The following is a 14,045-nucleotide window of genomic DNA, read 5'->3' as shown; positions in this document are numbered from 1 at the left end:
ATTCGTACATCGTTATCGCGATCGCGCATTACGCGGGCGACGTGGTGTTGCATCGATGCAGCGGCGTCGATGTCGCCGTTGACGCGCGGTTCGCGCCGGGCGGCGCATCGCATCGCTTGTCGTTCGCGGGAATATCGTTGTGCGAATCGATCGGTTTGCCGGTGTGCGGGGCGCTGCTAGATTGAACGTTTCCGACAATCAGCAGGAGAGCCCGATGTCACCGACGAGCGCCACGATCCAGGAACGGCCGGCCGATACGCAATCGCAAGCGGCCCATGTGATCGCCGACGACGCGCAGGCGATTGCGGCCGCGCATGCGCTTGCGCAGCGGCTCGCGCAAGGCGCGGCCGAGCGCGACCGGGAGCGCCGGCTGCCGCGTGACGAGATCGAATGGTTCTCGCAGTCGGGGCTGTGGGCCATCACCGTGCCGAAAGCGTACGGCGGTGCCGGCGTGTCGCACGTGACGCTGACCGAGGTGGTGAAGATCGTCGCGGCGGCCGATCCGTCGCTCGGGCAGTTGCCGCAGAATCATTTCGGGCTGGTCGACGTGATCGCGCTGACCGGCACCGACGCGCAAAAGCGCCATTTCTTCTCGGAAGTGCTGAGCGGCAAGCGGTTCGGCAACGGTTTTTCGGAGAAGGGCACGAAGCACGTGCTCGACCTGAAGACGCGCGTGCGGCGCGACGGCGACGACTACGTCGTCGACGGCACGAAGTTCTATTCGACCGGCGCGCTGTTCGCGCACTACGTGCCGGTGCTCGGCCTCGACGACGAGCGTCGCGCGTGGCTCGCGTATATTCGCCAGCCGTCGCCGGGGCTGACCGTGATCGACGACTGGTCGGGCTTCGGGCAGCGCACCACCGCGAGCGGCACCGTCGTGCTCGACAACGTGCGCGTGCCCGCGTCGCACGTGCTGCCGGCCCAGCGCGTGTCGGATCTGCCGACGCTGAACGGCCCGCTGTCGCAGATCATCCAGGCCGCGATCGACGCGGGTATCGCGCGGGCCGCGCTCGACGATACGCTCGCGTTCGTGCGCACGCGCACGCGGCCGTGGGTCGACAGCGGCGTCGAGCGGGCGGCCGACGATCCGTTGACGATTCGCGAAATCGGCCATCTGCACATCCAGCTGCATGCAGCGGAGGCGCTGCTCGAGCGCGCGGCGCGCACGCTCGACGAGATCGCGGCACGCGGCGACGTGACCGAGGACGACGTCGCGCGTGCGTCGGTGGTGGTGGGCGAGGCGAAGGTGCTGACGACCGAAGTCGCGCTGCTGGCGGGCGAGAAGCTGTTCGAGCTGGCGGGCACGCAGTCGACGCTGGCCGAGCACAACCTCGACCGGCACTGGCGCAATGCACGCACGCATACGCTGCACGATCCGGTGCGCTGGAAATATCACCTCGTCGGCAACTATTACCTGAATGGTGTGCGGCCCGCGCGTCATGCGTGGAATTGAGCGCGTGGCGATTCGGGCGTTGCGGCACGGCGACGGGTGAGCGCGTCGCCGTGCCGTAGTCGAACGCATTCACGCGATCATGGGCGAACCTGATCGTGCCGTCGAAGCAAGCGTGCCGGGGATCGGGCGTTGCGTAGGTGTCACGGCGCGTGCGTGGCGACGCCATCGAGCAGCCGCATTCCCGTGAATCGCATTACCCAGGCGAGTCGGGCAGCGTGTAGTCGAAGCGGTACGCATGCCGGCCGTTGTCGATGTCGATGTCGATGATCATCGAACCGGCGAGCCCCAGCAATTCTCCCGTGCCGGAATCGGGCACGACGGTGATCGACTGCTGCGGTTGCCCGCGGGTCATCGTCGAACTGTGCTGCAGGACGAAACTGCCGTGGCGGCCGTCCAGCGCGCCTTGCACGGTTTCCATCGCCACGTAGCCCGCCGAGCCCTGGACGCTGCTTCGAAACGCAAGCATCTCGCCCTGACTGACGGCTTCGAGGTCGCCGTGATAGTGCTTGTCCAGCGACATGCGGCCGAGCCCGGATTGCTCGGCGACGGTACTCAGGGATTCCGGATTCAGCTTCACTTCAAACGGACCATTGGCCAGCCGTGTCATGGCAGCGCTCCTCGTCGAATCGGCATTCCGCACTATAAGCCAACCGGGTTCAAAAACATCGCCGCGTCGCGTCTGGCGATGATTCGTCGCGATCGGTTGCAGTGCTTTCTCGACGGCGCCGCTTTCAGATACCGCTGTCGTCCGATGCGCCCGGCTCGATACGGATCACGGTCGCGGCTCGGCAGTAGAGCAGGATATCGAAGCCGGTTGAAGGATTCAGGTCGATCTGGATGCGACCATCGTCGCAGTGAGAAAACCGTAGATCGTAAATCCATGACGGGTAAGTGACGTTTTCGGTCGTGAACTCGCTTCCCTCCACCGCCTCGAACCGGAACGTAATCCGGCAAGGCGTTTGCGGCCCGCTCCATGCCGGATTGTCTTGCCCCTCGTGACGGATCGTGAGTTCCATGTCGGTACGCCAGCCACCGTTCGCGTTGACCCGGCGCAGCGCGAGGGCCAGCACCTCGGCATCGTGAAACGTCGGCCAGTAACCGAAGACGCTGCGTATCAGCCATGCATGCCCGACCGCGCTCTCGTCCGTCTCCTTGCGGTTTCTGTATCGATCCGATTCCCACGACTCCGGCAAATCCTCGACCATCGTTTCGAGCTTCCTGATCAAGTACCGTTCCGCTTCTTCGAGCGCGCCCCGGAAATCGAGCGTGGTCGCGCCACAGCCGAGGCGACCGTTGTGCGATGCCTGCACGATCTCGTAACCGACGATGATCGTCCCGTCGGAACGCGGGGTCAGGTAGTAGCCGATGTCGTACGGCAGCCGGCGCGCATTCTGCCGAACGTACCTGAACGTGTTGGGGTAGTTTGACTGAAGCTGCATGTTGTTCTCTCGGTATCGTTGGCTGGCAGTTCATCGGCGCCGTGTGGGCCGTAGGTGCCATTCGCGTTCATGGCAGCCGAGGCCCGGCATTCCGTTCAGCACGTTCGAGCAGCAATGCCGGAACTGTCGGCCGTTGGCCGGCGGCTGTCAATCGCTTGCTGATGGCGGATCGAGGCGGTGATCGGCGGCGATGGCGAATGCGAACGCAATCCGATTCACCCCTCTATTTCGCGCCTTGACCTTTAAGTTGACTTCAATCTTAGAGTGTCGGCAGACGACTGTGAGTCAGCGGGCTTCGGGTGTGGCCTGCCACGGTCGATCATCGACGAGAGGCGACGAGCATGGACAGGCGGTTGACACAGGTCGAATTCGGTCCCCACCAGGTCGGCGTGCCCGAAGGCGGGTACTACGACCGGTTCCGGATGAATCCCGATCTTGACGAAGTGGCGCGCGATCCCGCGGCGGGAAACATCGATTTTTTCCGTCGGATTCCGAAGCGTCAGGTCGTGTCGAGGGTCGGCCCGACCTGGGCGCCGAATTTCTACTACCGTTCCAGCAGCATCCAGCTGCTGTTCCTGGCGCCGCTCGAACGTCTGCGGGCCACGTTGCCGGCGCCGCTCGAACCGCTGCGCGCGTTTCCCGGATACGGGCTGGTCGCGCTGACCTTCTTCTCGTATTCGGTCTGCGACAACGATCCGTATGACGAAGTGTCGGTCGCGGTGGTGATCCGCCGGCCCGGCGCGACCGGGTCGCACGCTTTCGAGTTGATCGATTCGATGCGGCGCCGCAGCTTCTTCGCGCACGTGCTGGCGCTGCCCGTTACCACGGAAATCGCGCGGGTGCGCGGCGTGCACGGTTATCAGTTGCCCAAGTGGCTCGCCGATATCGACGTGCACCTCGGCGCCACCGCGCGCGCCCGCATCGCGGGCCCGGACGGCCGGCCCGACCTGAGCCTGAGCGTGCCGATGCCCGGGCTGACCGATGTTGCATCGCAGTCGCACATGGGCACATCGACGATGATCAATCGCATCGACGGCGAATGGCATCAGACATCGGTGCAGACGAATACGCTATCGTTCGCCCAGCGCCTGTTCCCGCGCAACGTCGAGCTCGTGCGCCACGGCGGCCCGCTGAGCCAGTTGCTCGACGGGCTCGGCGCGTCCACCATCCTGCGTCTCGACGTGGTGAAGGACGCGCAGCTGGTCCTGAACCTGCCGACCCCTTTGAAGGCGTTCGATGAACCCGCAAAGCAACGCTGACACCACGCATATCCGCGCTACGCCCATGCCCGAGGAATCGCTCATGAACCGGCCGACCCACGATCTCGTCGTATTTGGCGCCACCAGTTTCGTCGGGCAGATCCTGGCCCGCTACCTGTGCGAGTACCTGTCGGGTGCCGGCGAGACGCTGCGCTGGGCCATCGCCGGGCGGTCCGAAGCGAAGCTCCGGCAGGTCAGGGAGTCGCTGGGCGCGGCCGGGCAGGCCGTGCCGATCATCGTGGCGGACGCGGCCGACGACGCACAGCTGCGGGCGCTCTGCGCGCAGACGCGCGTGGTCGTGTCCACCGTCGGCCCGTATGCGCTTTACGGGGAGCCGCTGGTGAGGATCTGCGCGGAAACCGGCACCGACTACTGCGACCTCACCGGCGAGACGCAGTGGATCAAGCGGATGATCGACAAGTACGAGCCGGCGGCCCGGCAATCCGGTGCGCGAATCGTCCATTGCTGCGGCTTCGATTCGGTGCCGTCGGACATGGGCGTGTTCTTCCTGCAGCAACAGGCGCGGCAGCAGTGGGGCGCACCGGCCGCGCAGGTGAAGATGCGCGTCAGAACGCTGAAGGGCGGCGCGTCGGGCGGCACGGTGGCGAGCGTGATCAACGTCGTTCGGGAAGCGGCGGCCGATCCCGCCCTGCGCCGCGCACTGCTCGATCCTTATGCGCTGTGCCCGAAGGGGCACGGCTTCACGGTACGCCAGCATGCGGTGCGATCCGCCGAATTCGATCGCGACTTCGATGCGTGGATCGCGCCGTTCGTGATGGCGGCGATCAACGAGCGCGTCGTGCATCGCTCCAACGCGCTGGCCGGCAACGCGTACGGCAGCCGCTTCACGTATGACGAAGCGGTGATGACGGGCGCGGGCCTGAAGGGCCGCCTGACCGCGGTGACGATGGTGGCCGGCCTCGGCGCGTTCATGGTCGGCGTGCTCGTCAAGCCGGTGCGCAGCCTGATGGAGCGCTTCCTGCTGCCGAAGCCCGGCGAGGGGCCGAGCCCGGCGGCGCAACTGGCCGGCCGCTACGACCTGCGATTCTTCGGCCGCGCCGACGACGGGCGCACGTTGCGCGTGAAAGTCACCGGCGACCGCGACCCGGGCTACGGTTCCACCGGCAAGATGCTCGGCCAGGCCGCGATCAGCCTCGCACTGGATTGCGCGGACGACGGCGTGAAGACCGGTCGCGGCGGCGGCTTCTGGACGCCCGCGACGATGTTCGACGCGCGCTACATCGAGCGGCTGGTTCGTCACGCGGGGTTGCGTTTCGAGGTGATCTGAGCGCGCGTGCCGTTACTCGTTACTCGTTACTCGTCATTCGACAGGAAGCCGGTAAATATCGGATTGCGAATCAATATTGAGGGATGCCGGAAGCGGGTGTTGCGCGGCCGGTCGCCCCGAGCCTGACGGCCGCGCGCCGGCGCGTCACGTCAGCAGCGCGACGACCTGCTCGGCGGTCGCCTTCGCCGATTGCGGATTCTGGCCGGTCACGAGGCGGCCGTCGACGACGACGTTCGACGTGAACGGCAGCAGCGCCTTTTCGTAGCGCGCGCCGCGCTGCTGCATCAGCTGCTCGGCGTTGTAGGGCACTTTCTTCGCGACGCCGGCCAGGATTTCCTCCACCCACGAGTAGCCGGTGATCCGGCGTCCGGCCACCAGCAGCGAGCCGTCCGACAGCGTCGTGTTCAGCAGTCCGCAGTAGCCGTGGCAGACCGACGACACGATGCCGCCGTGCTCGTAGATCTCGCGCGTGAGCCGCTGCAGCCCCCCATCGTCCGGGTAATCCCACATCACCGCATGGCCGCCGGTGAAGTAGATCGCATCGAAATCGGCCGGATCGATCTCGTCGGGGCGCGCGGTGTGGGCGAGCAGCGCCGCATTGGCCTCGTCGGCATGCCACGCTTTCGCGGCGGCGTCGACATGCGGCCATTTGAGCGAGCGCGGCTCCAGCGGCGACACGCCGCCCTTCGGGCTCACGAGCCGCTGCTCATAGCCTTGCGCCGCGAAGATGTGATGGGCGTGCGTCAGTTCGGACAGCCACAGGCCCGTCGGCTGCGACGGATCGGCGTAGTGCGCGACGTTACTCACCACGTGAAGGATGCGTTTGCTCATGATGCGGTGTCCTTTTATCGGCCACGGGCGGGCGTCGTCGACGCACCCCCGGATTGTCGGAGGGCAGTTTCCATACCCTGGCCTCGATACGCTGCCGACGCAAACCATAACCTTTAAGCTCAGTTGAAGGTCAAGACCTTTTCGCTTTCGCCGACCGCGCGGGGGCGGCGGGCTGAACGAGGCCGTCGAGCAAGGTGGTCAGCGCATCCTCGATCGCGTGATCGCCGACCTTCTCGCGCACCAGCCGCCCGTCGATCGCGAGCATCGTGAGGCCATGCAGATGCGCCCAGCAGGCGGTCGCCTGGCCGAGCGCCGGACGCGGGCGGATCGTGCCGGCGCGCTGGCCGCGTTCCAGGATCTCGACGACCAGCTGGAAAGGCGCCTGCACGCGCGGATCGAGATGGATGTCCGTGGGTTCGCCGGCATCGGCGGCAAACATCAGTCGATAGAGATCCGGGTTGCGCTGCCCGAACGCGAGGTGCGCGTACGCAAGGGCGTGCAGCACGTCCGGCGCGCCGGCCGCGGGATCGATGGACGCGACGAGCGCGTCGTGCAGGCGATCGAAGCCGATCAGCGCGAGCTCGTGCAGCAACGCGGCCTTGTCCGGGAAATGCCGGTACGGCGCCGAGTGGCTGACGTTCGCCCGCCGCGCGATCTCGCGCAGCGTGAACTGCCAGCCCTGTTGCTCCTGCAGCGTGTCGAGCGCCGTTTCGATGATCGCGCGACGCAGATCCCCGTGGTGATAAGCCTTTTGCCCGGCGTCCGCCTCTACTTCCGACGACATCGTGTTGCTCCAATGTTGACAGGGAACACATTGTGGTCCTATGATCCGCTTCATGCAAGTTGACAGTGTCTACATCAGCGCAACCTCGTGAGGTGCACCATGGCCGTTTCCGCAGAATCCAGCTCGAGCGCCGACCCGGCGGCATTGCTGGCCCGCCAGCGCAACGCATTCGTCAGCGAGGGGCCGCCGAGTTTGCAGCAGCGCAAGGCCCGGCTCGCGCGGCTGCGTGCCGCGGTGCTCGCGTATCGCAGCGAAGTGGAAGCGGCCGTCAGCGCCGATTTCGGGCATCGTTCGCGGCACGAGACCGCGATCATGGAGCTGGTCGGCGTGATCCAGTCGATCGACTACCTGACGCGCAACCTGCGCCGCTTCATGAAGCCGCAGCGCCGGCACGTCGGGATTTTCTATCGGGCCGGGCACGCGCACGTCGAATACCAGCCGCTCGGTGTCGTCGGCGTGATGGCGCCGTGGAATTACCCGTTCTCGCTCACGTTCATTCCGCTCGCCACCGCGCTGGCCGCCGGCAACCGCGCGATGCTCAAGCCGTCGGAACTGACGCCGCGCACGAGCGAGGTGATGCGCCGGATGCTCGCGGAGACTTTCCCGAACGAAGAAGTCGCGGTCGTGCTCGGCGGCCCGGAAGTCGGCGCCGCATTCAGCGGATTGCCGTTCGACCATCTGTTGTTTACCGGCAGCACGCAGGTAGGCCGCAAGGTCATGAAGGCGGCCAGCGACAATCTGGTGCCGGTAACGCTTGAACTCGGCGGCAAGAGCCCGGCGATCGTCGCGAGGGGGCACGTGAACGGCCGGACGATGTCGAGCATCGTGTTCGGCAAGCTGTCGAACGCCGGGCAGACCTGTGTCGCACCCGACTATGCGCTGGTGCACGAAGACGACCTGGACGCGTTCATCGCGCAATACGATGCGGCCGTGGCGCGCTTCTATCCGGGCGGGCCGACCAGCCCCGACTACACGTCCATCGTCAGCGACCGGCACTTCGACCGCCTGAAAAATCTCGTCGACGAAGCGCGCGGCAAGGGCGCGCGCGTGATCGAGGCGGGCGTGAACCCGCGGCAGGCGGCCACCCGCAAGCGCACGCTCGCGCCCACGCTGATCGTCGGGGCTGGCGACGATACGACCGTCATGCAGGAAGAGATCTTCGGGCCGATCCTGCCGGTGCGCACGTATCGCACGATCGACGAGGTCGTCGACTACGTGAATGCGCGTCCGCGTCCGCTTGCGCTGTATTACTTCGGCGCGCAGGACGGCGACTGCGAATCGTTGCTCAGGCGCACCACGTCGGGCAACGTCGGCATCAACAACACGCTGCTGCATGTCGCGCAGGAAGACTTGCCGTTCGGCGGTGTCGGGCCGAGCGGGATGGGTGCGTATCACGGCATCGAGGGATTCCGCGCGATGAGCCACGCGAAGGGCGTGTTCGCGCTGGGGCGCTGGAACCTGCCGAGCCTGCTGCGCGCGCCGTTCGGCAAGCTCGCTGACCTGTCGCTGACGGCGCTGCTCGGGCGCAGCCGCGAACCGGCGGGCGTGCGCGCGGGGTTGAGCGCCAGGCGCTGAGCCGGATTCGGGTTGCGGGGCGGCGCGCGGCCTGAATCAGCGCGCGCCGCGCACGATCGCAAGCGCGATGCCGAAGCCCACGAGCAGGCACCCGAAGGTGCGGTCGATCCAGTGCCGCAGCGACAGCAGGCGATCGCGCACGGCCGTCGCGGAGAAGCACAGCGCCACCAGGCTGAACCAGCCGGCGTGCGCGACGGCGATGAACGCGCCGTAGCCGAGCTGCACGATCAACGGCGTGTCGGGCCGCACGGCCTGCATGAACAGGCTGACGATGAACACCGTGGTCTTCGGGTTCAGCGCATTGGTCAGGAAACCGGTGCGCAGCGCGGCCAGGTCGGATAGCGGCGCGGCCGGTGCGTCGGCCTGCCCGCTGCCGGGCTTCGTCATCAGCATCTTCATGCCGAGGTAGATCAGGTAGACCGCGCCGATCAGTTTGACGGCGTTGAAGAGCCACAGCGACTCGCGGATCAGCAGGCCGACGCCCAGCAGCGTGTAGCTCACGTGAACCGTCACGCCCAGCCCGATACCCAGCGCGGTGAGCACGCCCGACCGGCGCGACAGCATCAGGCTGTTGCGCGTGACCATCGCGAAGTCCGGGCCCGGGCTGATCACGGCAAGCAGCGTGATGGTGACTACAACTATCAGTTCGGTCATCGTGTCGTCCTTGCGATTGGTCAGTTGATGGCGCAATCTTATGGGTCATGTTTCGTCGGGAAAAGCGATGATTTCTGACCAGAATGGTGAGTTAGGCTCACAACCCGTTCGCACGACCCTGCCGTCGCTGATGGCGCTGCGTTGCTTCGAGGCAGCAGCGCGTCACGAGAACTTCAGCCGCGCCGCCGACGAGCTGTGCCTGACGCATGGCGCGGTGAGTCGGGCGGTGCGTTTGCTCGAGGACGACCTGGGCGTCGCGCTGTTTCAGCGGCGCAGCCGTCGTGTCTTCCTGACCGATGCGGGCCGCAAGCTGGCGCAGGCGGTTCACGACGGGCTGGGGCTGATACGTGACGCCGCACAGGAATTGCGCACCGAGGCGGCGCTGGCGCGGCGCTGGGTGCTGTCGTGCGAGCCGACGCTGCTGATGCGCTGGCTGATTCCGCGCTGGCCGGATTTTCAGGCGCGGCATGCGGGCGTCGACATTCACCTGGCCGCGGCGGGCGGGCCGTTTTCGTTCGACAGCGGGATCGACATGGCGATTCGGCGCAATGACTTTGCGTGGCCGGCGGGTTATCACGCGGCGCCTCTGTTCGCGGAGCAGGTGGGGCCGGTTTGCCGGCCGGACAAGGTCGATGTGTGGTTTTCCGCGCGTCGCGGGATTCGCGCGCTGAAGGCGGACGTGCCGCATCTGCATACGCGGACACGGCCGGCCGCGTGGAAGGAATGGGCAGCGGCGGCGAATCAGCCGGCTCCGCGCGGACGCGGGCAGATGTTCGATCATTTCTATTTCAGTTTGCAGGCGGCGGTCGCGGGGCTCGGTGTCGCCATCGGGCCGTGGCATCTCGTTCGCGACGATGTTGAAAGCGGTGTGCTGGTCGCGCCGATGGGGTTCGTCGAGGACGGTTCGCTTTACAGCTTGCTGACGCCGGAACCGGTGGCGGCGGGCAGTGCGCAGGCGGATGTGCTGGGGTGGTTGCGGGCGGTGGTTTGATGGGGCGTGTGGGATGCGCGGCGGCGGTTTCTGTTGGCGTGTCGTGGCCAAGGTCGACATGTGCACGGTATCCGCGCAGGCCGCCGTGATCACCGTCGCCGGTGTGGCGAATCAGGTGCGAAAGTTTTGCCCGCCGCGTCCGCGATAAAGACGGTTGCCGCGTGAAGATGGACGGCCCGGCGAAATCCGGGGCAAGCGGGCGAGCGCGGGATATCAGTTGCCTTCCGTGAAAAACGAATGGCGACCGATGCGTACTGCGGGAATAAATCCCGGTCGGCTCGGGTATTTCAGGCATCGCGACGTTCTGCATATCGAACGTTCAGGTGAACGACACCCAACCGTACCGGAGAGGCCGCCATGTCACACCCCAATCACGCCGCCTATGCGCGCTTCGCGATCGCCATGCACTGGTCGATCGCCATCCTGATCCTGTCGAACCTGTCGATCGGAATCTACATGGATACGTTTCCGCACAACTCGTCGCAGTTCAACAGTGTGCTGTTTTATCACGCGTCGATCGGCAGCCTGATCTTCATGCTGACCGTGCCGCGCGTCGTGTGGCGGGTGACGCATACGCCGCCGCCGTTGCCGGCCAGCGTTCCGGCATGGCAGGCGCGGATCGCCGGCGTATTGCACGGCGCGCTGTACCTGCTGCTGATCCTCGTGCCGCTGACCGGCTACGTGCACCGCCTCGCCGGCGCCCATCCGGTCAGCTTCTTCGGAATCGCGCAATTGCCGATGCTGGTCGGTCGAGACGAACCGTTGCGGCTGCTGACCGATACGCTGCATCGCGCGTTGGTGCTGACGCTGGGCCTGCTACTGGCGATGCACATCGCGGCCGGACTGAAACACAAATTCGTCGACCGAGACGGTGTCGCGGAGCGGATGGGGATTTGAGCGCGACGTCAGGATGGAGGTCGTCTGCCGTCGCCGCATCGGCGCGGCGAGACAGATCGCGCGAGTGCTTTGTTTTGCCGCTCATTTCCATCAGGGAAATCCCGGTAAAGCGCAAGGTTATCAAACGCGATTAACTTATATCAAACAAATTTTGACGACGATTTATGTTCCTGATATGGTTTTTAACACTCGCAACGCACGGCCCGATGGCGTTGGCGCCCGGCGAAAAGATCCGCGTATTTCGCCAGCGGCTGAGCCGGATGCCCGGTCGGTCTGCAAGGGCCGACGGTATTTCCGGGGCGCCTGTTGTCGCGGGTGAAGCGTGGTCGGGTTTCGTCATCGCCGATCTCGCTCGCGGATATTGTGCAAACGTCGAGCGTGACGGTGCCGTACTTCTTCGAAATGCCATTGGAGAAGGGGTGGGCCACGCGCGGTGATTCGCTCGAACGTTGTGGCTTTGCGGCTTCGTCTGATCGGCTGGATCACGAATGCGACGGGGTCGAGTTCCTTTGCGTGATCGACGGCGCGGTTTTGCTGGATCTGGAAGATCAGGTATTCGTGCTGCAAACAGATGACTCGGCACATGGCCGAATCGCTGGAGTGACACCGGAAGCAAGGCGGCGGCATTCGTCCGGGCAGGGATGCCGCGATTGTTCTGATCGGAGACATGCCGGACAGGTCGAGAAGTGTGGCGCTTCCCTGCATAAAACTTTAAGGATGACGAAATGATCGAACTGACTATGTCGATTTGTCGAATATGACGCCGGCCGTTGCGACCGAGACGACGCCCATGCCGTGCGCCGTCATCTGCCTTCGAATACAACAAGACCCGTTTCAAACAATCCCGAAACCACTCCCGACAGTGAAATACAGATGAAAAACAAAAAAATCAACGTCAGCGTTATCGCTGTTGCCGCTTTCGCGGCATCGTCGGCCGCAATGGCACAGTCGTCGGTCACCCTGTATGGCATGCTCGATGCGGGCATCGGTTATACCTCGAACATCAACGGCCACAAGCGGTTCGGCCTCGATGGCGGTGCCGCGGGTTCGAACAAGTGGGGTCTCAAGGGGCAGGAAGATCTCGGCGGCGGGCTCAAGGCTCAATTCAAGATCGAGAATGGTTTCAACATCGGCACGGGCGGCATAGGCGGGCAGGGGCCGATCGGTTCGACGCGTTCGCTGTTCAACCGGCAAGCCTACGTCGGTCTCACGTCCGATCAGTACGGTACGCTGCGCATGGGGCGCCAGCTCGACGCCGTGACGGAAATGGTCCAGGGCCTGACGGGCGACGCCATTTCCGCGTCGACGTTCTCGACTCCGGGCGACGTGGACAACAACGACAACACGACGAACCAGAACAGCGCGGTGAAATACATTTCGCCGATCATCCACGGCTTCCAGGCCGAAGCCGCGTACTCGTTCGGCGGCGTCGCCGGTGCGATGGGTTCGGGGCAATCGTGGTCGGCGGCGGCGAACTACGCTCAAGGCGGCCTGACGGTCGCCGGCGGCTACTTCCATGCGGCAAACCAGGGTGCGAACGGGTGGACGAACGCGACCGCGCAACCGAGTTTCGGTGGTGCGCTGGGCTATCCGAGTTCGGGTTACAACGGCGGCAATGCGTTCAAGAGCGCGGGTATAGCGCAGGTCGCTGCCCAATACCAGATTGGCGCGTATACCGCCGGCTTGCGTTATTCGAACGCGCAATACCAGGGTAACGACGGCCAGCCGTCGATCCATTTCAACGTGCTGGGTGCGCTCCTGCAGTACCAGGTCACCCCGGCGCTGGCGCTGGCGACCGGGTATACGTACGTCTACGGTTCCGCGCCCACGCCCAAACTCGCCGCCGAAGGCCGTACGATGGCATCGATCAACCAGGTATCGCTGGGCGCGACGTATTCGCTGTCGAAGAGCACGTCGCTGTACGCGATGGGGGCCTACGTTCATGCCCAGGGCGCGCAGGCGTCGGCGGCCGACTTCGGCAACACCGCATCGGGCGGCAACCAGGTTCAGGTCAACATCGGCATGTATCACGGGTTCTGATCGCAGGCCCGGAAGTCCGGAGTGGTGGACACATTACTCCGGCAACGAAGCATTCCGGTGGAAGAACCGCACGCGCTCGCTCGGCAGTTTGCCCAGGGTGAGCGCGGCACGCTGCGCGTCGGCATCGACTTCACGATCTTCTTCTACAACCTGCATATCCATCCGCTGAAGGAATACGAACTCCGCAAGCAGGAAAATATCCGGTTTACGGAGAAGTTCGGTATTCCGTTCATTGATGCCGACTGCGACCGCGACAACTGGTTCGAACGCGCCAAGGGAATGGAAAACGAACCGGAGCGCGGCATCCGCTGCATGATGTGCTTCGATATGCGTTTCGAGCGCACGGCATTGTATGCGCATGAACATGGCTTCCCCGTCATTACCAGCTCATTGGGCATCTCGCGGTGGAAGAACATGCAGCAGATCAACGATTGCGGTGTGCGCGCAGCTTCGCATTATCCGGACATGCTGTATTGGGAATACAACTGGCGCAAAGCCGGCGGCTCGGCGCGCAAGATCGAGATCAGCAAGCGGGAAAACTTCTACCAGCAGGAATATTGCGGCTGCGTCTACTCGCTGCGCGACCCCAATCGGCATCGCGTCGAAAGCGGCCGGGAACGCATTCAGCTGGGTGTGAAGTTTTACGGCGACGACGATTCCTCAGTCGAATCCTGAGCGCGCCGTTCGTTCCCGGATCAACACGTAGTGGTTTGAAGACGCCGTGCTCGGTCATCGCGTGATCGCGCAGCGTACCGCCCGGGGCATGAGCTGGATCGCCGCGGCGTAGTCCATTGGCATTCCGCTGGCGCGCCGGAAGCGACACTAAAACGAACC

The 14,045-nt window shown here is 64.9% G+C and carries 14 protein-coding genes; 9 read left to right on the top strand and 5 right to left on the bottom strand.

The window, feature by feature from the left end:
• Nucleotides 1–214 precede the first annotated feature (214 nt).
• Nucleotides 215–1,453, top strand: coding sequence for an SfnB family sulfur acquisition oxidoreductase (locus HWX08_RS09440; protein WP_174921397.1), 1,239 nt, complete (start codon nt 215–217; stop codon nt 1,451–1,453).
• Nucleotides 1,454–1,646: 193 nt separating this feature from the next.
• Here HWX08_RS09440 and HWX08_RS09435 read toward each other — a convergent pair whose 3' ends face one another.
• Both HWX08_RS09435 and HWX08_RS09430 read right to left on the bottom strand, forming a co-directional pair.
• Nucleotides 1,647–2,060 carry a DUF3224 domain-containing protein gene (locus HWX08_RS09435; protein ID WP_174921396.1) on the bottom strand — a complete coding sequence of 138 codons (414 nt, stop codon included), beginning with the start codon at nt 2,058–2,060 and terminating at the stop codon, nt 1,647–1,649.
• 124 nt (nt 2,061–2,184) lie between these two features.
• Nucleotides 2,185–2,892, bottom strand: a complete 708-nt coding sequence (locus HWX08_RS09430; RefSeq protein ID WP_174921395.1) for an Imm50 family immunity protein — start codon at nt 2,890–2,892, stop codon at nt 2,185–2,187.
• A 341-nt stretch (nt 2,893–3,233) separates the two neighbouring features.
• Here HWX08_RS09430 and HWX08_RS09425 point away from each other — a divergent pair, with 341 nt between their 5' ends.
• On the top strand, nt 3,234–4,151 hold the full coding sequence (locus HWX08_RS09425; protein ID WP_174921394.1) for an acetoacetate decarboxylase family protein: 918 nt from the start codon (nt 3,234–3,236) through the stop codon (nt 4,149–4,151).
• Between the two features lie 43 nt (nt 4,152–4,194).
• Complete coding sequence (locus HWX08_RS09420; RefSeq protein ID WP_174921393.1) at nt 4,195–5,439, top strand: saccharopine dehydrogenase family protein; 1,245 nt, start codon at nt 4,195–4,197, stop codon at nt 5,437–5,439.
• Nucleotides 5,440–5,583: 144 nt separating this feature from the next.
• On the opposite strand, the gene HWX08_RS09415 is transcribed toward HWX08_RS09420, so the two are convergent.
• Nucleotides 5,584–6,270 carry a type 1 glutamine amidotransferase domain-containing protein gene (locus HWX08_RS09415; RefSeq protein ID WP_174921392.1) on the bottom strand — a complete coding sequence of 229 codons (687 nt, stop codon included), beginning with the start codon at nt 6,268–6,270 and terminating at the stop codon, nt 5,584–5,586.
• Between the two features lie 130 nt (nt 6,271–6,400).
• The gene (locus HWX08_RS09410; RefSeq protein WP_174921391.1) at nt 6,401–7,054 is read right to left on the bottom strand and encodes a TetR/AcrR family transcriptional regulator; all 654 of its coding nucleotides are present in this window, start codon (nt 7,052–7,054) and stop codon (nt 6,401–6,403) included.
• Between the two features lie 99 nt (nt 7,055–7,153).
• On the opposite strand from HWX08_RS09410, the gene HWX08_RS09405 reads away from it, so the two are divergent.
• Entirely contained in the window at nt 7,154–8,629 is a 1,476-nt protein-coding gene (locus HWX08_RS09405) for a coniferyl aldehyde dehydrogenase (RefSeq protein WP_174921390.1), read from the top strand.
• Between the two features lie 36 nt (nt 8,630–8,665).
• Here the strand turns inward: HWX08_RS09405 and HWX08_RS09400 are convergent, their stop codons facing one another.
• The gene (locus tag HWX08_RS09400) at nt 8,666–9,283 is read right to left on the bottom strand and encodes a LysE family translocator (RefSeq protein WP_174921389.1); all 618 of its coding nucleotides are present in this window, start codon (nt 9,281–9,283) and stop codon (nt 8,666–8,668) included.
• A 67-nt stretch (nt 9,284–9,350) separates the two neighbouring features.
• Here HWX08_RS09400 and HWX08_RS09395 point away from each other — a divergent pair, with 67 nt between their 5' ends.
• The 5 genes from HWX08_RS09395 (at nt 9,351) to HWX08_RS09375 (ending at nt 13,886) form a co-directional block, all read left to right on the top strand.
• Nucleotides 9,351–10,274, top strand: a complete 924-nt coding sequence (locus tag HWX08_RS09395; RefSeq protein ID WP_174921388.1) for a LysR family transcriptional regulator — start codon at nt 9,351–9,353, stop codon at nt 10,272–10,274.
• A gap of 357 nt (nt 10,275–10,631) precedes the next feature.
• On the top strand, nt 10,632–11,171 hold the full coding sequence (locus tag HWX08_RS09390; RefSeq protein WP_069258638.1) for a cytochrome b: 540 nt from the start codon (nt 10,632–10,634) through the stop codon (nt 11,169–11,171).
• A 306-nt stretch (nt 11,172–11,477) separates the two neighbouring features.
• Nucleotides 11,478–11,900, top strand: coding sequence for a cupin domain-containing protein (locus HWX08_RS09385; protein ID WP_174921387.1), 423 nt, complete (start codon nt 11,478–11,480; stop codon nt 11,898–11,900).
• Nucleotides 11,901–12,044: 144 nt separating this feature from the next.
• Nucleotides 12,045–13,211 (top strand): porin, encoded by a 1,167-nt coding sequence (locus HWX08_RS09380; protein WP_069258636.1) that lies wholly within the window; start codon nt 12,045–12,047, stop codon nt 13,209–13,211.
• 57 nt (nt 13,212–13,268) lie between these two features.
• Nucleotides 13,269–13,886 (top strand): epoxyqueuosine reductase QueH, encoded by a 618-nt coding sequence (locus HWX08_RS09375; RefSeq protein ID WP_244122697.1) that lies wholly within the window; start codon nt 13,269–13,271, stop codon nt 13,884–13,886.
• The last annotated feature ends 159 nt before the right edge of the window (nt 13,887–14,045 follow it).

Source organism: Burkholderia metallica, from assembly GCF_902832845.1.
GTDB classification, from domain to species: Bacteria; Pseudomonadota; Gammaproteobacteria; order Burkholderiales; family Burkholderiaceae; genus Burkholderia; species Burkholderia metallica.
The sequence above is the reverse complement of the archived record's forward strand: the minus strand, read 5'-3'. Positions and strand labels throughout refer to the sequence as shown.